General features: G+C 64.0%; 24 protein-coding genes. 8 read left to right on the forward strand and 16 right to left on the reverse strand.

The window, feature by feature from the left end; genetic code table 11:
• Window positions 1–142 precede the first annotated feature (142 nt).
• From ACR3EK_RS11760 to ACR3EK_RS11770, 3 genes are all read left to right on the forward strand, one after another.
• Window positions 143–850, forward strand: a complete 708-nt coding sequence (locus ACR3EK_RS11760; RefSeq protein ID WP_170358146.1) for a DUF484 family protein — start codon at window positions 143–145, stop codon at window positions 848–850.
• Entirely contained in the window at window positions 847–1,767 is a 921-nt protein-coding gene (locus ACR3EK_RS11765) for a tyrosine recombinase XerC (RefSeq protein ID WP_170390661.1), read from the forward strand. Before ACR3EK_RS11760 ends, ACR3EK_RS11765 begins: the two co-directional genes overlap by 4 nt.
• Window positions 1,768–1,859: 92 nt before the next feature.
• A complete protein-coding gene (locus ACR3EK_RS11770) occupies window positions 1,860–2,555 on the forward strand; it encodes a CDP-alcohol phosphatidyltransferase family protein (protein ID WP_093962794.1) in 696 nt (231 codons plus the stop codon).
• A gap of 30 nt (window positions 2,556–2,585) precedes the next feature.
• On the opposite strand, the gene ACR3EK_RS11775 is transcribed toward ACR3EK_RS11770, so the two are convergent.
• The 8 genes from ACR3EK_RS11775 to ACR3EK_RS11810 form a co-directional block, all read right to left on the reverse strand.
• Window positions 2,586–3,053: a hypothetical protein gene (locus ACR3EK_RS11775; protein WP_170337856.1), complete on the reverse strand. Its 468-nt coding sequence runs from the start codon at window positions 3,051–3,053 to the stop codon at window positions 2,586–2,588.
• Between the two features lie 76 nt (window positions 3,054–3,129).
• Window positions 3,130–3,585 carry a methylated-DNA--[protein]-cysteine S-methyltransferase gene (locus ACR3EK_RS11780; RefSeq protein ID WP_170435340.1) on the reverse strand — a complete coding sequence of 152 codons (456 nt, stop codon included), beginning with the start codon at window positions 3,583–3,585 and terminating at the stop codon, window positions 3,130–3,132.
• Window positions 3,586–3,668: 83 nt separating this feature from the next.
• The gene (ileS, locus tag ACR3EK_RS11785; RefSeq protein WP_480633456.1) at window positions 3,669–6,587 is read right to left on the reverse strand and encodes an isoleucine--tRNA ligase; all 2,919 of its coding nucleotides are present in this window, start codon (window positions 6,585–6,587) and stop codon (window positions 3,669–3,671) included.
• A gap of 166 nt (window positions 6,588–6,753) precedes the next feature.
• Entirely contained in the window at window positions 6,754–9,480 is a 2,727-nt protein-coding gene (locus tag ACR3EK_RS11790) for a DUF2339 domain-containing protein (protein WP_480633457.1), read from the reverse strand.
• A 107-nt stretch (window positions 9,481–9,587) separates the two neighbouring features.
• Window positions 9,588–10,298, reverse strand: coding sequence for a VIT1/CCC1 transporter family protein (locus tag ACR3EK_RS11795; RefSeq protein ID WP_480633458.1), 711 nt, complete (start codon window positions 10,296–10,298; stop codon window positions 9,588–9,590).
• A gap of 60 nt (window positions 10,299–10,358) precedes the next feature.
• Complete coding sequence (locus tag ACR3EK_RS11800; RefSeq protein ID WP_480633459.1) at window positions 10,359–11,348, reverse strand: YcjF family protein; 990 nt, start codon at window positions 11,346–11,348, stop codon at window positions 10,359–10,361.
• Window positions 11,349–11,351: 3 nt separating this feature from the next.
• Window positions 11,352–11,795 (reverse strand): N-acetyltransferase family protein, encoded by a 444-nt coding sequence (locus tag ACR3EK_RS11805; protein ID WP_480633460.1) that lies wholly within the window; start codon window positions 11,793–11,795, stop codon window positions 11,352–11,354.
• The gene (locus ACR3EK_RS11810; protein ID WP_480633461.1) at window positions 11,792–13,204 is read right to left on the reverse strand and encodes a YcjX family GTP-binding protein; all 1,413 of its coding nucleotides are present in this window, start codon (window positions 13,202–13,204) and stop codon (window positions 11,792–11,794) included. Before ACR3EK_RS11810 ends, ACR3EK_RS11805 begins: the two co-directional genes overlap by 4 nt.
• 112 nt (window positions 13,205–13,316) lie before the next feature.
• Here ACR3EK_RS11810 and truA point away from each other — a divergent pair, with 112 nt between their 5' ends.
• Complete coding sequence (gene truA / locus ACR3EK_RS11815; RefSeq protein ID WP_170358129.1) at window positions 13,317–14,084, forward strand: tRNA pseudouridine(38-40) synthase TruA; 768 nt, start codon at window positions 13,317–13,319, stop codon at window positions 14,082–14,084.
• Between the two features lie 2 nt (window positions 14,085–14,086).
• Here the strand turns inward: truA and ACR3EK_RS11820 are convergent, their stop codons facing one another.
• The 4 genes from ACR3EK_RS11820 to ACR3EK_RS11835 form a co-directional block, all read right to left on the reverse strand.
• Window positions 14,087–15,019, reverse strand: coding sequence for a nickel/cobalt transporter (locus tag ACR3EK_RS11820; protein ID WP_480633462.1), 933 nt, complete (start codon window positions 15,017–15,019; stop codon window positions 14,087–14,089).
• Window positions 15,004–15,651, reverse strand: a complete 648-nt coding sequence (locus ACR3EK_RS11825) for a DUF1007 family protein (protein WP_480633463.1) — start codon at window positions 15,649–15,651, stop codon at window positions 15,004–15,006. Before ACR3EK_RS11825 ends, ACR3EK_RS11820 begins: the two co-directional genes overlap by 16 nt.
• 68 nt (window positions 15,652–15,719) lie before the next feature.
• Window positions 15,720–16,535 (reverse strand): thioesterase family protein, encoded by an 816-nt coding sequence (locus ACR3EK_RS11830; protein ID WP_254429346.1) that lies wholly within the window; start codon window positions 16,533–16,535, stop codon window positions 15,720–15,722.
• Window position 16,536: 1 nt separating this feature from the next.
• Window positions 16,537–17,772, reverse strand: a complete 1,236-nt coding sequence (locus ACR3EK_RS11835) for an acyl-CoA dehydrogenase family protein (RefSeq protein WP_480633464.1) — start codon at window positions 17,770–17,772, stop codon at window positions 16,537–16,539.
• 129 nt (window positions 17,773–17,901) lie between these two features.
• Here ACR3EK_RS11835 and ACR3EK_RS11840 point away from each other — a divergent pair, with 129 nt between their 5' ends.
• The gene (locus tag ACR3EK_RS11840) at window positions 17,902–18,837 is read left to right on the forward strand and encodes a 2-hydroxyacid dehydrogenase (protein ID WP_480633465.1); all 936 of its coding nucleotides are present in this window, start codon (window positions 17,902–17,904) and stop codon (window positions 18,835–18,837) included.
• A gap of 7 nt (window positions 18,838–18,844) precedes the next feature.
• Here ACR3EK_RS11840 and ACR3EK_RS11845 read toward each other — a convergent pair whose 3' ends face one another.
• Window positions 18,845–19,201, reverse strand: coding sequence for a hypothetical protein (locus ACR3EK_RS11845; protein WP_480633466.1), 357 nt, complete (start codon window positions 19,199–19,201; stop codon window positions 18,845–18,847).
• 177 nt (window positions 19,202–19,378) lie between these two features.
• Between ACR3EK_RS11845 and ACR3EK_RS11850 the strand changes: the two genes are divergently transcribed.
• The 3 genes from ACR3EK_RS11850 (at window position 19,379) to ACR3EK_RS11860 (ending at window position 21,691) form a co-directional block, all read left to right on the forward strand.
• Entirely contained in the window at window positions 19,379–20,212 is an 834-nt protein-coding gene (locus ACR3EK_RS11850) for a bifunctional allantoicase/(S)-ureidoglycine aminohydrolase (protein ID WP_260063421.1), read from the forward strand.
• 111 nt (window positions 20,213–20,323) lie between these two features.
• A complete protein-coding gene (locus ACR3EK_RS11855) occupies window positions 20,324–20,647 on the forward strand; it encodes a hypothetical protein (RefSeq protein WP_170337821.1) in 324 nt (107 codons plus the stop codon).
• 54 nt (window positions 20,648–20,701) lie between these two features.
• The gene (locus tag ACR3EK_RS11860) at window positions 20,702–21,691 is read left to right on the forward strand and encodes a type I glyceraldehyde-3-phosphate dehydrogenase (protein ID WP_170435366.1); all 990 of its coding nucleotides are present in this window, start codon (window positions 20,702–20,704) and stop codon (window positions 21,689–21,691) included.
• Between the two features lie 40 nt (window positions 21,692–21,731).
• Here ACR3EK_RS11860 and ACR3EK_RS11865 read toward each other — a convergent pair whose 3' ends face one another.
• The 3 genes from ACR3EK_RS11865 to puuE all read right to left on the reverse strand — a co-directional run bounded on the left by ACR3EK_RS11865 (window position 21,732) and on the right by puuE (window position 25,129).
• On the reverse strand, window positions 21,732–23,159 hold the full coding sequence (locus ACR3EK_RS11865) for a uracil-xanthine permease family protein (RefSeq protein ID WP_480633467.1): 1,428 nt from the start codon (window positions 23,157–23,159) through the stop codon (window positions 21,732–21,734).
• 66 nt (window positions 23,160–23,225) lie between these two features.
• A complete protein-coding gene (locus ACR3EK_RS11870; RefSeq protein ID WP_480633468.1) occupies window positions 23,226–23,714 on the reverse strand; it encodes an ureidoglycolate lyase in 489 nt (162 codons plus the stop codon).
• Window positions 23,711–25,129: an allantoinase PuuE gene (puuE, locus tag ACR3EK_RS11875; RefSeq protein ID WP_480633469.1), complete on the reverse strand. Its 1,419-nt coding sequence runs from the start codon at window positions 25,127–25,129 to the stop codon at window positions 23,711–23,713. Before puuE ends, ACR3EK_RS11870 begins: the two co-directional genes overlap by 4 nt.
• Window positions 25,130–25,303: the final 174 nt, after the last annotated feature.

The following is a 25,303-nucleotide window of genomic DNA, read 5'->3' on the forward strand; positions in this document are numbered from 1 at the left end:
GGGCCTGATCTTTGATCAGAAGCCTGCAGGCGGGAGCCACGCCCCCACACACGGCGCCTAATCCACCTAAACGTGCATTTTTCCCAAGGTATTTCCGGGCACCCGTGCTATAACGCCCCTAACAAAAAAGACCGGACAGGATATGAGCAGCAATCCCAAACTCGAGGACAACCTCCGCGCCGCGATTCTGGCCGAGCCGGACGCCGTGCTGGACGACAAGGATCTGATGCAGGCGCTGGTCGCCGCGAACGAACGCGCCCGCGGAGACAACATCATCGACCTGCGCGGAATCGCCATGCAGCGGCTTGAGGCACGGCTGGACCGGCTGGAGGATACACATCGCTCGGTCATCGCAGCCGCCTACGAGAACCTAGCCGGAACCAACCAGGTTCACCGCGCCATCCTGCGCCTACTCGAGCCAACGGAATTCGAGGATTTCCTGCGCGTGCTGGGTACGGAAGTTGCCGAAATCCTCCGCGTCGACCGCATCACGCTGGTCCTGGAAACCACGATGGTCCAGCAGGACCCAAGCATCGACCGGCTGGACGGTGTTCTGGCCGTGGCGGAACCGGGTTTCGTGCAATCCTACATGGACAACGCACCGAACCACCCCGCGCGCGAGGTTGTCCTGCGCGAAATTCGCCAGCCCAACCGCAGAGTGCACGGGGATCAGCTGGACCAACTGCAATCTGAGGCATGTATGCAGCTGGATCTCGGCAAAGGGCGTCTGCCGGGCATGATTGTCATGGGCGCGCGCGACCCAAGGCACTTCTCGCCTCAATTGGGCACTGATCTGCTGGCCTTTTTTGCAGGCGTATTCGAACGGTCGATGCGCCACTGGCTGTCGTGAGCCTGATCTCTCCAGCCTGCCGCGATGCGTTGCAGTTGTGGCTGGAGGGGTTGACCGCTTTGGCGGGCCGTTCGGAAAACACCATCAACGCCTATCGCGGGGATGTCTCGGATTTCCTGTCTTTCATGACTTTGCATCACAGCGAACGGCAGGGGCTGGCGGCGCTCGAGCGCATCACCGTTTCGGATATGCGGGCCTGGATGGCACAGCAACGCGAATCCGGCGTCGGGGCGCGGTCACTGGCGCGAAAACTGTCCGCCGTCAAAAGCTTCTATCGCTGGCTGGCCGAACGCGAGGGGTTCGAGCCCACCGCCGTACTGTCCACCCGCGCCCCGAAATACACCAAGAAACTGCCGCGCCCGCTGGCCGAAGACGCCGCCCGCGCCATGATCGAGACGGTCGAGCTGCAATCCGGATCAGATTGGGTTGCCGCCCGCGATGTTGCCGTCGTGACCCTGCTGTATGGCTGCGGCCTTCGCATTTCCGAAGCCCTGTCCCTGACCGGCGCGGATGCCCCCCTGCCCAACACGCTGAGAATTGTCGGCAAGGGTGACAAGGAAAGGATCGTTCCGGTCATCCCCGCCGCGCGCCAGGCGGTCGACCGATACCTTGAGTTGTGCCCACATCCCCATTGCCCGACCGCCCCATTGTTCCGCGGCGTACGGGGCAAGGCCCTGAGTCCAAGGGCAATTCAGGGCGTCATGGCCAAAGCGCGTATGCAACTGGGTCTTCCGGCAACGGCCACTCCACACGCGATGCGGCACAGCTTTGCCACCCATCTTCTGTCGGCTGGCGGAGACCTCCGGGCCATTCAGGAACTGCTGGGTCACGCGTCCCTTTCGACCACACAGGCCTATACCGCCGTCGACACCGCGCGCCTCATGGAGGTGTACAACCGCGCGCACCCCAAAGCCTGAGACGCGGCGGAATTGCAGCAACCGCATTTCGGCGCCGATACCGGGGGCTTTTTGCTTTGCATCTCGGGCGCGCATCGTACATGACACGGGTCATGACACTCAGATTCAAAGCCTTAGCCGTTCACCTGTTCACCGCGACCGGAGCCGTATTTGCGATGCTGGCCATGCTGGCCGCGGTCGAGGAAAAGTGGAGCCTGATGTTTCTGTGGCTGGTCGTTTCGTTCATCGTCGACGGAATCGACGGCCCCTTGGCCCGGCACTATCACGTCAAAAAGAACGCCCCCGAGTTCGACGGTGTTCTGCTGGATCTGATCATCGACTATCTGACCTACGTCTTCATTCCGGCCTATGCGCTGTTCAAATCCGGTCTGATGGACGGCTGGACCGGCTGGTTCGCGATCATCGTCATCACATTCGCCAGCGCGATGTATTTCGCTGACACGCGGATGAAGACCAAGGACAATTCCTTTTCCGGTTTTCCGGGCTGCTGGAACATGGTCGTGGTGGTGATCTTTGCGCTGAAGCCCGACTTCTGGTTCAGCCTCGTCCTTGTGGCGTTGCTGGCCGTTGCAATGTTTCTGCCCCTGAAATTCATTCACCCCGTGCGCACCGAACGCTGGCGCAACCTGTCCCTGCCCATGGCCTTCGCCTGGACTTTTTTTGCCGGATGGGCCGCTTGGGTGGATTTTCACCCGCAAAGCTGGGCGCATTGGGGTCTGGTGGTGACCAGCCTGTATCTGGTCTCGGCGGGGATCGCCCAGCAAATCATGCCGCCGAGCCGCGATTGAGACGCGGCCCGAACGGGCGAAAATCACAGATCAGAGAATTTCCCGAATCTCGAACTCGGTGCCATTATGGGTGAAGACGTCGCCCTTGCGCATTCCGGCCATGGCCAGATAGATCGGGCTTTGGGTTGAAATCCCCATATATGTTTCGCCATCCACGTCGAACTTGGTGGTCGACACGCAGACGACGAAATGCCGATCGCCCAGCCAGACTACGGCGCCCGGCTGCACTGTATCCGTCAGGCTGAAATCGGTGTTTTCGATCACGTCAATCTTGGCATGATGCGCATGCACCGGCCCGTCAAACGCGGCGGCCAGATCTGCGCTTTCGCGCGATGCCGCGATATCATCCTTGTCGTGGCCTTCCCGGTCATCCAATTGGGACTCTTTCTGAAAGGCATCGTGGTGCGCCTGCGCCGTCGCCAACTCCTGTGCCTCCAACGCCATCAATTGGTCAATGATGGCCTTCTTCCGGGCGGCGGGGTCAATTTTCGCAGTCATGAATTGCAGTCCTTCGGGTTCGAAAACTGTCTCAGGTTGGGACGCTTTGCGAAAGATTGCAACCGGATTCCGGCGGTCAGATCAGCAGACTGGCAGCGCCCTCGTGACGCAACAGGGCAACCTTGCCCTCAACCCCGCCCTGCCCCGAGAACCCGCCAAGGCCGCTTGCCGCCAGAACGCGGTGACAGGGAATGATCACCGGAATCGGGTTGGCACCACAGGCCTGCCCGACAGCTTGCGCCGGACATCCAAGATCCTGCGCGATATCACCGTAAGTCCGCGTGTCACCGAAAGGAATCGCGGACATCAAGCCGCAGACCTGTTTCTGGAATTCGGACCCAACGACACGCAGTGGCAAGTCGAACTTTTGCAACCGGCCCTCGGCATAGGCCCTGATCTGTGATGCCGCTTCGATCAGCAGCGGGGTCGTCTCACCCGTTGTGTGACCGTCCCACACCAGACTGGTGATGGCACCGTCCTCTTCTTCGACCCCGAGGCATCCGAACTGGGTTTCCACTGCAATCATCGGCATGGGCGCAGAGTTTCAGATTGGCGGGTGCGTCGCAAGCCGCAAGAAAAACCCCCGCGCGATGGCGGGGGTTTCAGGGATCATTTTCAGCTCAGCGCCGTATCGCATCGGCCACAGACGCCGGGGTGGGCGTGGCGTCCCACATCCGGCAGGATCTTCCAGCAGCGCTGGCACTTGGCCCCTTCGGCCTTTTCGAACACGACACCGACGCCCTCGATCTCGGGCAGGCGGAACGCCTCGGCCGGGGCCGGGTCGGCGGTGACGGTCAGGCCCGAGGTGATGCACAGGTCATCCACGTCGAAAGTGGCCAGCAGGTCGCGGGTTTCGGCATCCTCGACATGCACGATCGGCGCGGCTTCGAGGCTGGAGCCGATGACCTTGTCGCGGCGCTGTACTTCCAGCGCGGCGGTCACCGCACGGCGTACACGGCGGATCTTGGCCATGTTCGCCTCGAGTTCGGTGTCGCGCCAATCGGCAGGCGTGTCGGGGAAGTCGACCAGATGCACCGAGCTGTCCTCGCCCGGGAACCGCTCGAGCCAGACCTCTTCCATCGTGAAGACCAGAACCGGCGCCAGCCAGGTGGTCAGTCGGTGGAACAGGATGTCCAGCACCGTGCGCGCGGCGCGGCGGCGCGGGGTGTCCCCGTCGCAATACAGCGCATCCTTGCGCACGTCGAAATAGAAGGCCGACAGGTCAACGGTGGCAAAGTTAAACACAGCGCTGAACACGCCCTGGAAGTCGAACGCGGCATAGCCCTTGCGGACCTGCTCGTCCAACTCGGCCAGGCGGCTGAGCACCCAGCGTTCCAGACGCGGCATCTCGGCCGGGTCGATCCGGTCGGCCTCGGTGAAATCGGCCAGCGAACCCAGCATGAAGCGCATCGTATTGCGCAGCCGGCGATAGCTGTCGGCGACCCCTTTCAGAATTTCCGGCCCGATCCGCTGGTCGGCGGTATAGTCGGTCTGGGCCACCCAAAGGCGCAGGATGTCGGCACCGTATTGCTTGACGACCTCTTCCGGCACGATGGTATTGCCGAGCGATTTGGACATCTTGTTGCCCTTCTCGTCCAGCGTGAACCCGTGCGTGACCACGTTGCGATACGGCGCGCGGCCGATCGTGCCACAGGCCTGCAACATCGAGGAATGGAACCATCCGCGGTGTTGGTCGGTGCCCTCCATGTAGACATCGGCAATGCCGTCGTCGGTGCCATCTTCACGGTCGCGCAGAACGAACGCATGGGTCGAGCCCGAGTCGAACCACACGTCCAGAACGTCGAACACCTGGTCATAATCGTCGGGGTTCACGATGCCATCCAGCACCTGCTGTTTGAACCCGTCGGTGTACCAGACATCGGCACCGTGTTCTTCGAACGCGGCCTTGATGCGGGTGTTCACATCCGCGTTGCGCAGCAGATAGTCCGCGTCGGTGGGCAGAGCGCCCTTCTTGGTGAAGCACGTGAGTGGCACACCCCAGGCACGCTGGCGCGACAGAACCCAGTCGGGGCGCGCCTCGATCATCGAATACAGGCGGTTGCGGCCCGAGGGCGGCGTCCATTTCACCAACTCGTCGATCGAGCGCAGGGCGCGTTCGCGGATAGTGCCACCCATTTCGTCCATGCCGTCGTCCAGCTTGCGATCGACGGACACGAACCATTGCGGCGTGTTGCGATAGATGATCGGCGCCTTGGACCGCCACGAATGCGGATAGCTGTGCTTGATCTTGCCACGCGCCAGCAACCCGCCGACCTCGGCCAGCTTGTCGATCACGGCCTTGTTCGCATCGCCCTCGCCGCCCTTGCGCGACAGGATGTACTTGCCGCCGAAGAACGGCATGTCAGCGCGGAAGCTGCCGTCGTCCATCACGTTGTAGGTGATGACCTGTTCCAGCATGCCCAGATCGCGGTACAGCTCGAATTCCTCCATCCCGTGCGAGGGCGCGCAATGAACGAAGCCGGTGCCTTCGGTATCGGTCACGAAATCGGCCGCGCGGAAATCGCGAATGTCGTCCCATTCGCCGTTGGACCCTTCGGCCCCTGCCAGCGGGTGCTGCAGCTGGATCTTGGCCAGATCGTCTTGGGTGACGTCACACAGGCGGCGGTACATGGTGTCGTCCAGCCGCGCGCGGGCGAACACGTCGGCGGCCAGGTTGTCGGCCAGCAGGTACCGGTCACCGATCCGTGCCCAGCATTCCTCGGGGCGGCCGGTCACTTCGTACAGCCCGTACGAGATGTCCTTGCCATAGACCACGGCCTTGTTCGACGGCATGGTCCAAGGCGTCGTGGTCCAGATCACCACATAGGCGTTGTCCAGCGTGGTGTCGCCGGTGTTCACCACCTTGAACTTCACCCAGATGGTGAAGCTTTCCTTGTCGTGATACTCGACCTCGGCCTCGGCCAGGGCAGTCTTCTCGATCGGCGACCACATCACCGGTTTCGAGCCTTGATACAGCGTGCCGTTCATCAGGAACTTCATGAACTCGTCCGCGATCACCGCCTCGGCGTGATAGTCCATGGTGACGTAGGGATCGGCCCAGTTTCCGGTGATGCCCAGACGCTTGAACTCCTCGCGCTGGATGTCGATCCAGCCTTCAGCGAACTTGCGGCACTCCTGGCGGAAGTCGATAACCGGAACCTCGTCCTTGTTCTTGCCCTTCTTGCGGTACTGTTCCTCGATCTTCCATTCGATCGGCAGGCCGTGGCAGTCCCAGCCGGGCACATAGCGCGCGTCAAAGCCCATCATCTGGTGGCTGCGCACGATCATGTCCTTGATCGTCTTGTTCAGCGCGTGGCCGATATGCAGATGCCCGTTGGCATAGGGCGGGCCGTCATGCAGCGTGAAGGGCTTGCGACCCTGTTTGTCGCGCAGGCGGTCATAGACGCCGATCTTTTCCCAGCGGTCCAGCCATGCGGGCTCGCGCTTGGGCAGGCCGGCGCGCATGGGGAATTCGGTTCGGGGCAGATTCAGCGTGTCTTTGTAGTCGGGTGTCTGGGTCGTGTCGGCGCACATGGAGAGGCGTCCCTTGGATGATCTTGGCGTGTTTGGATCGAAGCGGTCGGTGCGATGAACTCAAGCACCTTTGCCCGGCGTCTCGGAAACTCAGAGCGCCGGGGAAATAATTCGAATGATAATGGCCAAAACGTCTTGCATGGCCGGGCTTATAGGCCGGTTGCGCCTATTGGTCCAGAGCTTCCGGCCCCTGCGGCGAATGGCGCAGCTTGGCCCAGCGGTTCAGCCAGGCCAGACCCGCCAGCGCCAGCCCCAAGGCCAGCAACGAAAACACCCGGATCAGACCGCCCAGCCCCGAGATGTCGATCAGGAACACCTTGGCCACCGCCAGCCCGATCACCGCCAGCCCGGCCTTGCGCATCACGTCCGACCGACGCGCCAGCGACTGATAGAACAGCGCCGCGCCGATCACCAGCAGGGCGAGCGTATAGGTATAAAGCTCGGGCTGGGATACGCCGTTGCCTTCATACATGCCTGCCGCGCCCTGCCAGAAATGCCGGATTGTCAGGCCCAGCCACAAGGCGCCCAGCGCGACGGCCAGCCCCCGGCAGGTCAGCCGCAACTGCGCCGACATCTTGGGGATCCGCCACGCGGACAGGCCGATGACAAGACCCGGCAGCAGATAGGCAATGGCAAGCGTGTTAACCACCGGAGGCCCCAGAACAGGATCTGCCCCAAACCGCAAAACAGGGTTGGCCACTGTCGCAGCCAGCGCCAGCCACAACAGGCCATGCGCGGCAAAGAACACGCCCAGTGCGACCCGAACCCAGTTCAGTCGCCCGCCCAGCGCAAACCGCTGCACCTGCGCAAAGGCCAGCAGCAGCCAAATGGCCGACAGCAGGCCCAGCCCCCAATGGCTGTCGTCGGCACCGCTTTCGCCGAGCCCTTCCAACCAGCGCAACAGCAGCAGAGACACCAGAACGCCGCCCGTCGCCCAAGCCGCGCTGTCCAACATGACATTGGCGACCGGGCGGTCCAGGGGGCGCAGCATCCACCATGCGGCAAGATAGCCTGCAACCGCAGCTCCATAGACCAGAGACATTTCCGCAACCGGTGCTTCCAGCGCCCAGTCCAGACCCGGGTTCAGGATCAGCCGGAACGTGACGGTGGCAACGCCGGCCCAGATGAACCAGCTCATCGGCGGCAGGTTGAACCGCCGGTCCAGCGCGGCCGCCGCGATGATCGTGACCACGAAAGCGATGGTCAGCGCCGCCGAACTGAGCACGATCACGCAGCCGAAGGTCAAGCAGGACAAGGCCGACAGCGTGGCCAAAGCCTGACGCATCCGGGTCTCGCCATCCACGCGGGCAAAGCGCTCGGCCAGTACCACCATCAGCGCCGCAAGCGCGACCGCATGCAAGGCCCAGGGGTAGGCTCCGATCACGCTGGCCGGGCGCCAGCCAAGCTCAAGCGCGATGGCCAGCGCCGGGGCGTACAGCGCAGCGGCTCCGGCCCAGACCAACGGGTACCGCCCGCCCCGGAAAGACCGCCATGCCGCCAGAAGAGAGATCACCGCGCCCAGCGCAACCAGCCAGGTCACGGCCAACGGAAAATCGGCCTCGGGCGTTTCGGAATAGGTCTGCCAGAACCCACGCGCCACCGCGCCGTCATCAAATCCATGCGTGAATACGAAACCACCCAGCCCCAAGGCAGGCAGCGCGGTCATGTCCTGCAGGGCCGGCGCGTCCTTTGCCCAGATCAGCAGGGCGAAAGTCAGCCCCGCCAGTAGGATCACAGCCAGCCAGAACTCACCGCTCGTATCGGCCCATTGCAGCGCCAGAATGGCCGAGCTTGCCAGCACCGCCCCAAAGGCCAGGCGCGTCGGAAATTCGGGCCACGGACCACTGGTTTTTCTGACTAGGAGTTCGCTGAACATCGCGCCGTCATGATCGGGCCAGATCCGCCGCGCGGGAATGGCAATGGCGATCACGGCAACGGCGGCCACGTAGACGAGGAAAGCCGGTTCGGTGATCGGCGAACCCGTCACCAGCAAAAGGCCCGCCACATAGGCGCCCACCAGAGACAGCACCGAAACCCAGGCCCAGCGCCGCACCGTGTCGATCCCAAGCCCCAACCCGGCGATCACGAAGAAATACCCGTACAGCCAGGACGGCTCAGCCGAGTCCCCGCCCACGACAAAAGGCGCGGCAAAGGCTCCGATCAACCCGATCGCCGCCAGCAGCGGGCCGTGGAACCAACCAAGAACCAGCCCGACAAGAGCGATGGCGATCATGCCCGCCAAGGCCGCCTCGGGGCCGATCAGGTCATAGAGCTGGCGCGCCGCCAGAACGCCGCCAAACAGCGTGACCAGCCCCGCGCCGGAGAACACCGAAGGCAGGTAGGCGGTGGCCGACGACTCGTCATCGCCGTATCGGCGCCGCACAATTTCACCCGCCACGATCAGCAGCGCGCCGAAGCCCAGGGCCGCCAGCACGCGCGCTGTGGGCGGCAGCAACCCGTTCTCGACTCCGTATTGCACCAGGAAAATCCCCGCCAGCGCCAGCGACAGAGCGGATACGGCATAGAACCAGTTCTCGCGCAGCCACGCGCCCAGGTCGTCGAACCGCTCGGCGCGGAACACCACTGCAGCCGGAGGCGATGCACTCTCAGAAACAGTTGCCGATTCTTCAGGGTCAGGCCGTTGGTCCGGCGTCGGTGGGCTTTCCTGTTTCGGCGGGCCCCAAGGGGCCGGTCGCGGTTCAGGCGTCGGCGCTTCGATCGGCGCGGACTGCGTCTTTGGTGGCCGCTCCGCGTCCGGCTGCGGCTCGGCACCCAACCTGATTTCCAACTGCTCGACCCGCCGCCGCAGACGGGCATGACCGACCAACAAAACGACAATAGATACCGGCATCGCCAAAACGACCAAGCCAACAAGAACAAGCAGAGATTCCAAACCGCACCTCCGGGCAAATCTGCATTACAGGCTATCCTGTGCAGGTGCGGTAAGACAGTCTGGAAATCCCGAATGGTTTCAGCCTGTTGCGATCTGATGCCAGTGATCTAGGGATGGAATAGTGACCCGACGAGATAGGCGATTGCCGCCGCCGCTCCACCAATCGCCAGCGTTTCAAGCCCCGAGCGCCACCAGGGCGCCAGCGACCACCGGCTTTTCATCGCGCCGATGGCAAAGAACACCCCCAGCGTCATCAGGACCGAGGCCGAAAACGCGCCCTCAACCCCCAACAGGAACGGCACAAGCGGCACCATGCCGGCCACGACAAAGGCCGCGAACGTGGCCGCAGCGGCCTTGAGCGGATGCGGATCGACGCTGCCCAGCCCGTACTCGCCCTCGATCATCAGGTTGATCCAGGTATCCCGATCGGCGGTGATCGCATCGGTTGCCTGTTCCAGCACCCGGCCCGACAAGCCCTTGCGGGACAGGATCTCCAGCACCTCGCCGCGCTCGCCGTCGGGGTAGAGGCGAATGTGGCGCTCTTCGATGGCGCGGATCCGACGGATATTGTCCAGCTCGGCCTTGGTCCCCGAGTAGTTGCCCGCCGCCATCGAGAATCCGTCGGCCAGCACGTTGGCCAGGCCCAAGGCCACGATGACGAAGGGCGACAGCCCGGCCCCGGCCACGCCCGCCACGATGGCCAGCGTGGTCACCGATCCGTCGATCCCGCCATAGACCACGTCGCGCAGGACCCCGCGCCCGGGCGGGGCGTCGATCCGGTCTGCGATTTCCTGTTGGCTGTGGCCGTGATCCGCCATGGCTGGTCTCCCTTCCGGAAGATTGTGCCCCGCGCGGCGGCCCGTTGGCTTTGCGGCAGATCAACCCTTGGAAAACAGCCCGCCCAGCGCGCGAGAGACCATGCCGCGGGTCGACGGCCTGTGCCGGTCCGAGAAGGGCAGCGGACGGCAGACCTCCATCGCGGCCACGCCGACGCGGGCGCTGAGGGCACCGTTGACCAGCCCCTCACCAAAGCGGCGCGACAGCTTGCTGAGGACCGACCCGCCCAGAACCGGTTCGAGCAGGTCGTCACCCACGGCCACCGCACCGGTGGCCACCAGGTGAACGAACACCGCTCGGGTCAATCGCCAGCCCCCCAGGAATCCGGCCCGCCCGCCATAGATTTCGGCAATCCGGCGGATCATCCGCAAAGAGGCCAGCAGCGCCGTCGCCACATCGGCCAACGCCAGCGGCACCAGCGCCGTCACCGTCGCGACCTGGCGCGCGGCGGCCTCGACCTCGCGGCTGGCGGCGGCGTCGAGCGGGGCCAGCAATTCATCCTCGACCAGTCCCAGCAGGCCCGAAGCGTCGAACTGGTCCTCGATCCGTTCGACCAGACGGTCGCGGCCCCAGCGCGTATCCTCGCGCCCGCGATAGAACGCTATCAGGCGCTGCGTCACGGCCCGGGCCTGTGCCAGATCGGCATCGGCCAGCGCGGCATCGGCGGCGCGGCGCATCCCGTCCACCCGCGACAGCCGGCCCAGCGCGGCCAGTTCGCGCAGCGCGATCAGCAGGGCCACCAGCACCAGCGCGCAGATCAGGCCGGTCACGATCCAGCCCAGCACTGGCACGCTGGCGATCAACGAGGTGGCGAAATTCCATGCGACGACAGAGACCGCCGCCCCCACGACCGCAACCGCCAGCCCCCAGAACCACCGCCCAAGAACCGACGGCTTGCGCGCGGCCAGCCGGGCCGCGGCCTGCATCGCCTGCCCCTGGGGCGGCGCGATATCCGGTACCGGCGCGGCCTTCGACACGTCGGCGGCCGGGGCATCCTCGTCAAGCTCGATCAGAACCGGACCCTTGGCCATGCGTCACTCCTTTTTCCGCCATACGAACCGAATGTCCGGCAGTTGTTCATCATTGTCGGCCCCGTCGCTGCGGGCCACTTCTATAAAGCCGTGCCGTTCGTAGAACCGGCACGCGCCCGTGTTGGCCTGAAACGCATACAGCGCCAGTTCTCGGCGACCTGCCTTGGCGCTGTCCAGCAGTTCTGTGCCGATCCCCTGATTCCGCGCAGGGGGACTCAGGTACAGGCAATGAACCTCGGTTCCGTCCATGGCCAAAAAGCCTGCGGCCTTGCCGCCCTGTTCGGCAACCGTGACCCATCCTTTGTCGATCATCTGCCCACAAAAAGCGATGGCTTCAGCCCCCGAATGCAGCTCGGGCATCCAGTCGTTTTCGCGTGCAAAGCCGTGCAGGATCTCTCCGACCGCCCCAGCGTCGAGGCTGCGCGCGGGCCTGAGGGTGACGGTCACAGCCGGTCTCCGATCAGAAACTGCGCGGCGCGGTCCAGCCGGATATGCGGCGGGCCGTCACCGGGGCGCAGCGACAGATGCGCGGGGGCAAAGGTCATGAACCCGTAATCCTCGCCCAGCCAGGTGTCGGCCCCCTTACGCGCAGGATTAAGCAGATGGGCGGGGTCTTCGGGCAGCTCTCCGGGGTAGAAGGCCGCCTGTTTTCCATTCTCCAAACTACCGCGCACGCAGGGCAGTTCGACGCCGTCGTGGGTGCGGATTTCTTCGGTCGTCACGCGCAGCGCAGCGATGGACATGGCGGCGGTTTCGGCCCCGGCGAACCTGGCGCGGTCGCGCGCCTCGCGCGTCAGAGCCTCCATGATCGCGGTCAGGCGCGGGTGCTGCAGGTGGTGCAGGTGATCGGCCTTGGTGGCCGCGAACAGGATGCGTTCGACCCGCTTGCCCAGCAGCAGCTGGCTGAGCCACGCATTGCGGCCGGGCCGGAAGGCCGAAAGGATGTCGCCCATGGCGCGGCGCATGTCCTCGACCGCCTGCGGGCCCTTGTGGATCGCGCCCAGCGCATCCACCAGCACCACCTGCCGGTCGATCCGGGCGAAATGATCCCGAAAAAAGGGCTTCACCACCTGCGCCTTGTAAGCCTCGAACCGGCGCTCCATCTCGCGGTGCAGGCTGCGGCGGCGTGAGGCGCTCTCGACCGGCAACGGCGCAAAGGTCAGCACCGGCGACCCGGCCAGATCGCCCGGCAGCAGGAATCGGCCCGGCGTGCAGTCATAAAACCCCGCATCCCGCGCGGCGGTCAGATAGTCGGCAAAGCCCCGCGCCAGGGCCTGCGCGGTAGGTTCATCATGGGGGTCGGCCGGATCAACGGCTTTGATCTGAGCCAGGAAATCGACCGCGGCCGGACGCTGCGCGATCCGCTCCAGCGTTTCGCGTGACCAGTCGTCATAGGACTTATCAAGCAGTGCCAGATCCAGCAGCCACTCGCCGGGATAGTCGACGATGTCCAGATGCACGGTGCGTGGCCCCTGCAGGCCAGCCAGCAGCCCGGCAGGGCGGACCTTGAACGACAGGCGCAGCTCGGACACGGCGCGGGTGCTGTCGGGCCAATGGGGCTGAGGCCCGGTCAGGGCCGACAGGTGCGATTCATAATCGAACCGGGGCACTGTGTCGTCGGGCTGCGGCTGCAGGTAGGCGGCGTTGATGCGCCCCTCCTGTTGGGCGACCAGGCCGGGCATCCTCCCCCGGTCCAGCAGGTTGGCCACCAGCGACGTGATGAACACCGTCTTGCCCGACCGCGCAAGACCGGTGACGCCCAGCCGCACGACCGGTTCGAAAAACGTCTCGGACACGCGGTCGCCGACGGATTCGACGCCGCGCACAAGACTGTCTGCCAGTGATGAGATGACCAAACCGCCGCCCCGCATTTCTTGTTTGTCCCAAGATAGGTAGCCGCTGCCCCGGTTGCCAGCGCTTTTGCCGCCTGCCCTTGCCCGGGCGCCTCCGGCAGGGTACCAGCAGCCCATGCCCAGATACGCGTTGAAAGTCGAATACCAAGGTGAGCCGTTTGCCGGATGGCAGCGGCAGAAGGATCTGCCCTCGGTCCAGGGCGCCATCGAGGCGGCGTTGTCGAAACTACAGCCCGGGTCACACACGATCGCGGCCGCCGGGCGCACGGATGCGGGCGTTCACGCGCTGGGGCAAGTGGCCCATTGCGACCTGGAAAAGGATTGGGACCCGTTCCGCCTATCCGAGGCGCTGAACTATCACCTCAAGCCGTTGCCGGTGGCGATTCTCAAGGCCGCGCGGGTGGCGGATGACTGGCATGCGCGGTTCTCGGCCATCGAGCGGCAGTACCTGTTCCGCATACTGATCCGCCGTGCGCCCGCGACCCATGACAAGGGCCAGGTCTGGCAGATCGGGCATCCGCTGGATGTCGCCGCGATGCAGGCTGGGGCCGACATGTTGATCGGGCGGCACGATTTCACCACCTTCCGGTCCTCGATCTGCCAGGCGGCCAGCCCGGTCAAGACGCTGGACGAGCTGCGCGTCGAACAGGTTCCGGGCTTTTCCGGCCCCGAGGTGCATTTCCACGTCCGCGCCCGGTCCTTCCTGCACAACCAGGTGCGCAGTTTCGTCGGCACGCTCGAACGGGTCGGCGCGGGCGCCTGGACACCGCAGGACGTGCGCGATGCGCTCGAGGCTGCCGACCGCGCGGCCTGCGGGCCGGTCTGCCCTCCGCAAGGTTTGTACCTGGCGCGGGTGGGCTACCCCGATCCTGTTTTCGACTGACGTCAGAGCGCGCGCAGCAGCAATCCACCGGCGATCACCGCGATCAGCAGCCCGGCCACCAGTTCGATCGTGGGCGCCAGCACGGCCGCGAACCGCGTGGCCGAGGCCGAGGCCAGCAACCCGCCCCGCAACCCGAACGACGTCCAGCCAACCAGGGTGGTGACGGTCGCGGTGCCCAGCGCCATGGCAAAGGCCCCGGCGATACCGACCATCGCGATGCCCATCTGCCAGGTCAGGATCAGCACGAACAAAGCTCCGGTACAGGGTCGCGCGGCGATGCCGGCGATCAGAATCAGCGCCTCGCGCAGGCTGCCGATCTGGGCCACCTCTTCGGCGGTGGGGCCATGACGATGCCCGCAATCGGAACAAACCTCACCGTCGTGATCGTGGTGCCCGTGATCATGATGATGGTGATGGTCATGCGGGGCACTGTCCGCACGACCGCGCCGGGCGAAACTGCGCAGCGACCGCAGAACCAGCCACAGCCCGATGGCCGCGATCGCGCCATAGCTGACCGGGGCCATGATCTGCTCGGTGGCGCCGACCAGGCTTTGCCGCGACATCTGGAACACCAGAACGCCTGCATAAACCAGAACGATGGCCGTCACGGCCTGCCCCAGCGAGGACAGCACGCTGATCGCCGACAGGCGCAGAAATGCGACATTGCGGCCCAGCCCGTACCCTCCGATCAGCACCTTACCATGCCCCGGCCCCACCGCATGGAAGAACCCATAGGCAAAACAGACGGCCAGCAGCGTGGCCACGGCCTCGGGCTGTTCGGCCCGCGCGGCCCGAAGGGCTCGGGCGATCTGGTTCTGAAATTCCCGCTGCTCGCCCGCGGCCCAGGACGCGAGGCTGTCAAAGCCTCCGCTGCCCCAGAACCACAGCAGCAGCGCTATTGCCAGGCCGACCGGCAGGATCAGGTAGCGGGACATGAAACGCGGATCTCGGTGGCAAAGCGTTCACCGACCAGCGGGATGTCGTTCTCCTCGAGGTCATAGTCGGCGTCCAGGGTCAGCAGAAAGGCCTGCATCTGGGCCAGTTCGCCGTCGATATCCGGCTCGAACCTGTCGACCCGGCAGGTTTCAGGCCCGGAAACGGTGACCGGGCGCGTCACTTCGTAGGCGGTATAGAATGTCTCGTCATAGGGTTTGGCAGACAGCGCAAGGGCGGGTACTGGCTCGCCCTCGACCTTGCGCAGATGGGTGGTCACGATGCGGCCATCCTCGGTCGTGGCGCGCGGTTCCAGCGGGCCGGACAAGACAACCGGCTGATCGGAGGCCACGATGACCAGATCGCCGTTGTATCCTTCGACCCACTGCGCGTCGAAACCGGCGAGGCGCTGCTCCTCCGCCTCGGACAGCACGCCGTCGCCGTCCTGATCCAACCTCATGTCTTCAAGCACCAGCAGCGAGTAGAACTCGTCATAGGCCCAAGTGACGCGGACATGCGTCAGGTTGCCCGACTCGTCCACGATGAATTCCAACCCGGTGTCGATGAAGACATGCGGGTGCGCCACCGCGGAAAACGGCAGGCAACAGGCGAACAAGGTGGGTATCCAGCGCATGAACGCGAAGATAGGGTGCCCGACCGGCGCTGGCAACGCGGTTCGACGGTAAGCACGGATTTTGCCGCTCATTTCGGCGGAAACAGGACCAGCGTCTGCAGCGCCGTGCCGATTGGGCCTTGGGTATCGTACAGAACCGACTGCGACATCCCGATGCCGCTGGGCTGCCAGTGCGACACGGAGTCCGAGGCGAGCCAGTCGGAGGTCGGCTCGCGGTGGATCTGCACCGTCAGGTCGGTGTTCATGAACCCCATTTCCGAGGTCGGCGCATTCCACGAAATTCCGTTGCCGCAATCGGCCAGCGGGCACAACGACTGGATCGGCGAGGGGGTTTCGCCCTCGAGCAGAGGCGGGGTGCGCATCCAGATGGTTTTCGGCCCCGCCCCCTGGTTGCCGCCTTTGGGATAGGCCACCTCGGAATGATGGGCAAAGCCGGGCAGGTCATGCCGCATTTCGCCGATGGGAAACGGGCCGTCTTCGATCTGCGACAGGTCGGGGCCTTGGATCGCCACATTCGGCACCGGCCCCAGATCCCGGCGCGCCAGATGCATCGTGGTGGCGGTCGCGCACAGCGTATCGTCCAGGTCATGCACCGTGACGCGCGTGGTGGCCAGCGTCTTGGTGTGGCGCACGGTCTCGGCGGCCACGCGAAGACCGGACAGAGGCAGCGGGCGCAGCAGATCGACGGTCAGGCGGGTCAGCATCTTGTCGGGGCCGACCTCGATCTCGGCCGCGCGCACGATCAGGCCCGCAACCGGGCCGGCATGACAGTGGTCAGCCGACCACGGCCCGCGCGCCGGGTCATTTCCGACAAAGGCCCCGTCGGGCGCGACCCGGAAATAAGCGGTCTTACCCACCACTGGCTGCATCGCCGCGTCCTGCATGTCAGATCTTTTCCTGGGTATGCTTTTTCAGTTCGGCCCGCGCAACCTGACGGCGATGCACCGCATCCGGGCCATCGGCCAGCCGCAGCGTGCGCACATGCGTCCAGGCGGTGGCCAGCGGCGTATCCTGGCTGACGCCCTGCCCGCCGAACATCTGCACCGCCTCGTCGATTACCTTCAGCGCAACGCGCGGTGCCACGACCTTGATCTGGCTGATCCACGGGGCCGCCGCGCGCGCATCGCCCTGATCCATGTACCACGCGGCCTTCAGACACAGCAGGCGGGCCATCTCGATCTCCATCCGGCACTCGGCGATGATGTCGAAATTGGCACCCAGTTGCGCCAGCTTCTTGCCGAAGGCTTCGCGCTGCAGGGCGCGTTTGCACATCTGCTCCAGCGCCATCTCGGCCTGGCCGATCGCGCGCATGCAGTGATGGATACGACCGGGCCCGAGGCGCCCCTGCGCGATTTCGAACCCGCGGCCCTCGCCCAGCAGGATGTTCTCGGCCGGCACCCGGACATCGGTAAACCGAATATGCATGTGCCCGTGCGGCGCGTCGTCATGGCCGTACACTTCCATCGGGCGCAGGATCTCGATCCCGGGCGTGTCGGCGGGCACCACGATCATCGACTGGCGCTTGTGCTTGGGCAGGTCGTCGCCGCCGGTCTTGACCATCACGATGTAGACCTTGCAGCGCGGATCGCCCGCGCCGGACGACCACCATTTCTCGCCATTCAGAACATAGTCATCCCCGTCCCGCACGCAGGACATCGAGATATTCGTGGCATCCGACGAGGCCACGTCGGGCTCGGTCATCAGATAGGCCGAGCGGATCTCGCCCTCGAGCAGCGGCCTGAGCCACTGTTCTTTCATCTTCTCGGTGCCGTAGCGCTCGAACACCTCCATGTTGCCGGTGTCGGGGGCGGAACAGTTGAACACCTCGGCGCCCAGCGGGGTCTTGCCCATCTCTTCGGCGAAATAGGCGTATTCGACCGTGGTCAAGCCGAACCCCTTGTCGCTGTCGGTCAGCCAGAAATTCCACAGACCGGCCGCCTTGGCCTTGGCCTTCAACCCCTCCAGGATCTCGGCCTGGCGTTCGGTGTACTGCCAGCGGTCGCCCTTGTTGATCTCGGCCTGGTATTCCTCTTCCAGGGGCATGATTTCGTTGCGGATCATGTCGCGGACCCGCTCCAGCAGCGCCCCGTTCTCCTCGCGCAAAACGAATGACATGTTCATGAAGAATCCTCCGTAGATCCCGGAACCGGGCTTTACCTTTGCGCCGAGGATGGCTTAGCTGCGGCAACTGTGTCCAGCCGCGTGACGGCACGTCACTTGCAATCAATTTGAAACGGAAGAGGGGCGCAGATGGCGTTGTTGATCGATACCGGCCTGTCCGACTGGATGAGCGATGCCGAGATTGCCGAAGAGGTACGGCGACATGCACCAACGGCCGATGTGCGCACGCCAAGCACCATTGGCGACCCGGCCGAGGTCACAATGGTGGCGGTTGTCGGCCTGCGAGACGATCACGCGAGCCGCGTACCCAATCTGCAGCTGGTGCAAAAGTTGGGCGCCGGGGTCGAGACAATCGTGTCGAACCCCGCCCTGCCCGCGCATGTCCGCGTGGCCCGCCTGAAGCCGGACGCCCCGGCGCAAGGCATCGCAGAGTGGTTTCTGGCCTATATCCTGTACGCTCACCGGAACATGGGCTTTCACGCGGACGCTCAGCGGCGGGCCGAGTGGCGGCCGAAAGCGCCGGTGCTGACATCTGACACCGTAGTCGGAGTTCTGGGGCTGGGCCATATCGGCAGCCGTACCGCCCTCATGCTGCGCGATGTCGGGTTCCAGGTCATCGGCTGGAGCCGGTCGCCCAAGCAAATCGAAGATGTGACCTGTCTGCACGGGCAGGATGCTTTGCCGGGAATGCTGCGCTGTTGCGACCATGTCTGCGCGATCCTGCCCTCGACCCCCGAAACCATCGGCTTGTTTGACGCAGAAATGCTCGGCGCGATGAAGGACGGCAGCCAGTTGTTGAATGCGGGACGTGGCGACCTGATCGACGAGGAAGCCTTGATCGAGGCACTTGACCGGGGTCGTCTTGGGCACGCGGTTCTCGATGTGACCGCACAAGAGCCGTTGCCCAAAGACAGCCCCTTATGGCGGCACCCGGCGGTCACGATCACACCGCATGTGTCGGGATGGCATCTGGGTGATGCGTTGGCGGATGTCGCCCAGAACTATCTGCGGCTGAGCGCAGGTCAGCCCCTGCTGCACGAGGTTGATCGCAGCCGCGGTTACTGAGCCGCGATTACGGCGTCAGAACCCAATTACCGCTGGCATCCTTACACTGGCGAGTGCGGATTTCCGGGTTGGGCGCCGCCCCGGACGGCTGCACAAAGTGCTGGAAGTGAACGCAGTTATCCTTCACGTCCCGTATCCTAACCGTGCCTTTGGTGCCCGTTTTCTCGTTGACCCAGTTGCGCTCCTGCCCGACGCTTGGGGTTCCGCCTGACAGCATCGAAGACGTCGTCGCGTCCAGAACCTGATAGTCGTCCGGGCTCAGCCCCATTTCGGCGATGATCCGGGACAGAGGCTTGGCATCGACCGCCCCCACGACACCCGACAAAAACAGCGCAAACAGGGCAGCAGGCAACCGGACAGTCATGCGAAACTCGCTTTCGTTAAAATTTATCTGCACCAAGAATATACATCCATGCAATCAGGGCCAAGCCCCCGCGGCCGGACCTTCAAATAATGCCGAACAAACCTATCGGACTGCCGGCGCTATCGGCCCGCCGCTGATGCGACCATAGTAATCGCAAACCAAGCTTGAGGCACAGGAATGGCTCATCAAAACTACTACGCGCCCACCGGCGGGCTTCCGGACCAGACTCAGCTGCTGACCGACCGCGCCATGTTCACTGACGCCTATGCCGTCATCCCTAAAGGCACGATGCGCGACATCGTGACCAGCTTTCTGCCGTTTTGGGAACAGACCCGACTGTGGGTCCTTTCGCGCCCCCTCAGCGGGTTTGCCGAGACGTTTTCGCAATACATCATGGAGGTCCAGCCGGGCGGCGGCAGCGACAGGCCCGAGACGGACCCGGAGGCTCAAGGCGTGGTCTTCGTCGTCGAAGGGTCGGTTACCCTGACCCTTGCGGGGCAGGTCCACGTGCTGGACACAGGGGGCTATGCCTACATTCCGCCCGGGTCCGATTGGACCCTGCACAACCGCTCTGACGCCGTGGCCCGGTTCCATTGGGTACGCAAGGCCTATGAGGCCGTACCCGGATTGCCGGCCCCCGATCCGATCATCACCAACGAACGCGACGTCGCCCCAACCCCAATGCCCGGCACCGAAGGTCGGTGGGCCACCACGCGCTTCGCGGATCCAAGTGATCTGCGCCATGACATGCATGTGAACATTGTCACGTTTGAACCAGGTGGGGTCATCCCCTTTGCCGAAACGCATGTCATGGAGCACGGGCTTTATGTGCTTGAGGGCAAGGCCGTCTATCGACTGAACCAGGATTGGGTCGAGGTCGAGGCCGGTGACTACATGTGGTTGCGCGCGTTCTGTCCTCAAGCCTGCTACGCGGGTGGGCCGGGGCGATTCCGGTACCTACTGTACAAGGACGTCAATCGGCACATGCCGTTGAAACTGTCCACACGATGACCTGCAAAAGGTCCTGAAAACGGGCTTTTGCGTCGGCAGGGGTTCACAGGGGCGGCGGAATTTGCTGAAATCAGAGGTGATTTCGCTTTGTTCATTCGTGGAGATTGGTCGATGAAACTGCGCGCCCCTCTGACGGCACTGGCCATGATCGGCCTCATGGTCGCCGTCGACACCGCCCCGGTCGTGGCAAAGGAAGCGACCAAAACCGTATCCGTCATGAGCCGCACATGGGCTGTGACGCAGGTTGCGGATGCCCCTGTCGTGTATCGTGCGACCCGCGACAACAACAACCTCAACCCGTTCGGCCCGCCACCGCGCCTGCGCACGGTTCAGGCCATTGCGGCCATCCAGCAGGCAACCGGGTGCAAGGTGATCCGGTCAAGCATGTACCAGAATATTTCGGGCCAGTTCTTCTCGCAGGTCAGCTGCGGATAGCGGCGACGCCATACGGGCATTGAGGTCGGTCAAACTGCCTGCCATAGCTTGCGCATGAAACTCGCAATCAACGGATTCGGCCGCATCGGCCGCACGATCCTGCGGCAGGTCATGGCCCTGCCAGCGGGTTCGGATGTTCAAGTGGTGCTGATCAACGACATCGCACCGCTGGAGACCTGTGCCTATCTGTTCAAGTACGACAGCACGTTCGGCCCCTATGCCGGTTCGGTCGAAACCAGCGCCGGGGCCTTGCAGGTAGATGGACATTCGATTCCACTGAGCCACAGCGACGACCTTGCCGATGTCGATCTGTCCGGCGTGGACGTGATGCTGGATTGCACGGGTATCGCGCGCAGTTCGGATGTCGCAATCCGGGGCCTGCAGGCAGGGGCTGGCAAGGTGCTGATTTCCGGCCCGTCCCCGGCCGCCGAAACAACGATCGTTTTGGGTGCCAACGAAGACATGCTGGGCAGTGCCCGGATTGTGTCGAACGCGTCCTGCACCACCAACGCGCTGGCGCCGCTGGCCAAGGTGATCGACGAGATCGGGGGCATCGCCTCAGCGCACATGACCACGATTCACTGCTACACAAACAGCCAGCCGATGGTGGACGCCCCGCGCGGCGACCTGGCGCGGTCGCGGGCCGGGGCCTTGTCGATGGTACCCACAACGTCAAGCGCGACCCATCTGATCGACGAGGTTCTGCCCCATCTGGCCGGACGTATTTCCGGTGCGGCGGTGCGGGTGCCCACTGCCAGCGTCTCGGCCATCGATCTGGTCGTGACCCTGCAAAATGGAATGGATCCGGAGCTGTTCTCTGCCGAATTGAGCCGCGCCGTCGAGGCATCAAAGGTGCTCGGCTGGACCGACTTGCCGCTGGTCTCGTCCGATCTGCGTGCGCGACCGGAATCGCTGGTGATTGCCGGACCGGAAACACGTGTCGTCGGGCAAAATCAGGTCCGGGTTTTCGGATGGTATGACAATGAGTGGGGTTTTTCGGCCCGTATGCTCGATGTCGCCGGGATGATGGCTCAGACGGAATAGCCCGCAGCGCGCTTGGCGCTGCAGGGCTGAGTTACAGGTTTCAGTCGTGCGGCAAACTGCCAGCGCCGTGACCGGCCATTCCGCCCGAGACCTCTTCGGTCGATTCCTCGGCCAGTTCATGCGGCAGAATGAGGTTCAGCACGATGGCGATCAGCGCTGCGGGCAGCAGTCCGCTTGTCATCAGGATGCGGATTGTGTCCGGCAAGTGCTGAACCGCGCCGGGCTCCAGCTGCAAGCCGAGCCCGATCGACAGCGAGATGGCGAAGATCACCATGTTGCGGCGGTTCCAGTCCACGTCGGACAACATCGAAATGCCGGCAGCCACCACCATGCCGAACATGACGATCACACCGCCCCCCAGAACTTCGATCGGAACAGTGCGTATGATGGCGCCGACCTTCGGAACAAGTCCGCATAGGATCAGGAAGAGCGCACCAATCGTGACGACATGGCGGCTCATGACACCGGTCATCGCGATCAGACCAACGTTCTGACTGAACGAGGTATTCGGCAAACCGCCAAAGATACCGGCGACAGCCGTGCCAACACCATCTGCGTAGGTCGCTCCCGCGATCTCTTTGTCCGTGGCCTCGCGACCCGCGCCACCTTTGGTAATGCCCGAAACGTCACCGACGGTCTCGACCGCTGACACGAAAGCCATGAGGCAGAACCCGATCACCGCCGCCAGCGAGAATTCGAACCCATATTTGAAGGGCACCGGCAGCGCGAAACCAGCGGCCCGCGACCAGCTTGTTCCAATGGCTTCGAACGTCACCATTCCGACCATCAGGGCGTAGACATAGCCGACAGCCAATCCGACCAGAACCGCAGACACCGACAGCATTCCGCGGGCAAAGAACTTGAGGCCCAGCGTGACGATCACGACGACCAGTGCCGCAGACCAGTTGAGCAGCGATCCGTATTCCGGCGTACCGATCGCAAGGACACCACCCGCCGCATATTGGATGCCGACCTTGACCAGTGCCAATCCGATCATCGTCACAACAAGGCCGGTGACCAATGGCGGCAGAGCGAAGCGGATCTTGCCAATGAACATCCCAAGGCAGGCGTGAAAGATACCGCCGATCAGAACGCCTCCGAACAGCGCGGCAAGGGCTTCAACGCCCTTGCCAGCCACCAATGGGATCATGATGGGCAGGAACGCAAAGCTTGTTCCCTGAACGATGGGCAATGCCGCACCAACCGGGCCCAGCGTGATGGTCTGCAACAAGGTCGCCAACCCTGCAAACAGCATCGACATCTGGATCAGATACAGCAGCTCGGGAAAATCGGGCGAGTTCGACCCGAAGCCAAACCCGGCCGCACCGGCCACGATGATGGCGGGGGTCACGTTTGACACAAACATTGCCAGAACGTGCTGAATCCCAAGTGGTATCGCCTTGTGCAGCGCAGGCGTGTAATTCGGATCCCGAAGCTGATCGGGTGTTCCTATCGAAGTTTCGGCCATGATCTCAACTGTCTCCCTGTTTTCTCATGGGGGTCTTGCCGCTTCTCCGGCGGCTTCAAAATTGGCTTAGCGTTCAACCACCTCGTAAGGGGTGTCGAACCAGTGCTCCTCGAGGTTTGCGCCTGAACCGATACGGTCGACTACCGCGAAAAGGCCTGGCGCGTGCAGCGGCGTCAGCACGCCGTGCCACGTGCCGCGATGATAGTTTACCCCCTGCCCCGGTTGCGTCACGAAGGCCAGCGGCCGGCCGGGAACGCCATCCTCATCCGGCGCGACGATCACCAGGAACGGCTGGTGGGACATGGGAATGAAGGCCTGGCTGCCCAGAGGGTGACGTTCGACCATGTCCAGTTGATAGGGCAATGTCCGTGGGTTGGCGTCGAACAGGCTGATCCCCGCGCGCCCGTCCGCAAAGTCCAGAACCGCTCGGTCGTGATACCGCCCGCACTGACCCTGGTTGATGATCTTGTCCGGTGCGCCCGAAACCTCGAGCACGTCGCCGAACGGCGCAAAGGCTTGGGCCGTAAGCGGCGCGATAGGAATGACCCGCGTCATGAGGGCAGCACGTCGCGCAGCCGGAACTCGGCGATGCGCTCGACCTGGCGGCAGGCTTCGGCGAGTTCGGCCTCGCGGTCATTCTCGATGCGTCGCTGGAACGCCTGCAGGATCGAGGCCTTGTCGTGGTCGCGCACCGCGATGATGAAGGGAAAGCCGAATTTCTGCGTATAACGCGTATTCAGATCGGTAAAGGCATCGCGCTCGGCGTCGGTCAGGGCGTCCAACCCGGCCGAGGCCTGCTCGGACGTGCTTTCGGCCGTCAGGCGTTTGGCCTGCGCCAGCTTGCCCGCCAGATCCGGATGCGCGGTCAGAACGCCCAGGCGTTCCTCGGGCGAGGCCGAACGGAACACCCGCGCCAGCGCGTTGTGCAGCCCGCCCGCCGTATCGTGCGCCGGACCCAGTTCCAGCGCCCAGGCGCGCTCGGCGATCCAGGGTGAATGTTCGAAAATGCCGCCATAGGCCGCCACGAAGGCGTCGCGGTCCATCTGCGAGGGGCGTGGGCGATCCTGCGGCGGATGATGCGCGGCCCAGTGTTCGGCAATCTGCAACCGAGTCGCGAACCACACATCAGAGAAGCCGCGCGCATAGTCCAGGAACCGCTTCAGCGCCATCACCCGGCCCGGCCGACCGATCAGGCGGCAATGCAGACCGATCGACAACATCTTGGGCGCGCCCGCCTGCCCCTCGGCATAGAGCGCATCGAAGCTGTCGCGGAGATACGCAAAGAACTGTTCGCCCGAGTTGAACCCCTGCGGCGTGGCAAAGCGCATGTCGTTGCAGTCCAACGTATAGGGCACGATCAGCTGGTCGCGCCCGCCGGTGTGCACCCAATAAGGCAGATCGTCGGCGTACGTGTCGGCCACATAGGCAAACCCGCCTTCCTCGGCCACCAGCCGCACGGTGTTGTCCGAACATCGCCCCGTGTACCAGCCGCGCGGACGGTCTCCGACCACCTCGGTATGCAGGCGGATCGCCTCGGCGATCTGGGCGCGCTCTTCGTCTTCGGGCATGTCCTTGTGTTCGACCCATTTCAGGCCGTGGCTGGCGATCTCCCACCCGGCGGACTTCATCGCCGCCACCTGATCGGGCGAGCGCGCCAGCGCGGTGGCCACGCCATAGACGGTCACCGGCAGGTCGGCCATCAGGCGATGCAGCCGCCAGAACCCGGCGCGGGCGCCGTATTCATAGATGGATTCCATGTTCCAATGTCGCTGGCCCGGCCAAGGCGCGGCGCCGACGATTTCGGACAGAAACGCCTCGGACGCGGCGTCGCCATGCAACACGCAGTTTTCGCCGCCCTCTTCGTAGTTCAGCACGATCTGCACCGCTAGCTTGGCCCCACCCGGCCACTGGGCTTCTGGCGGGTTGGCTCCGTATCCAATCATGTCGCGGGGGTATCGGGGGGGCTGCATTCTGCTTTCCGTCTTCAATTTCAGGCTTCCATTCGGTTTATCCCATAAAACCGTGATGGATTATCAAATCAATCCGAACGCTGTTTCCGGTTGTTTCAGCGTTCCCTGTGCCATGGCCTTTGCCGCAAGATGGGCAATGCAAACCGGATTGCCTAAAATGGCATCCGAAGACGA

Source organism: Ruegeria sp. BC8, from assembly GCF_056535705.1.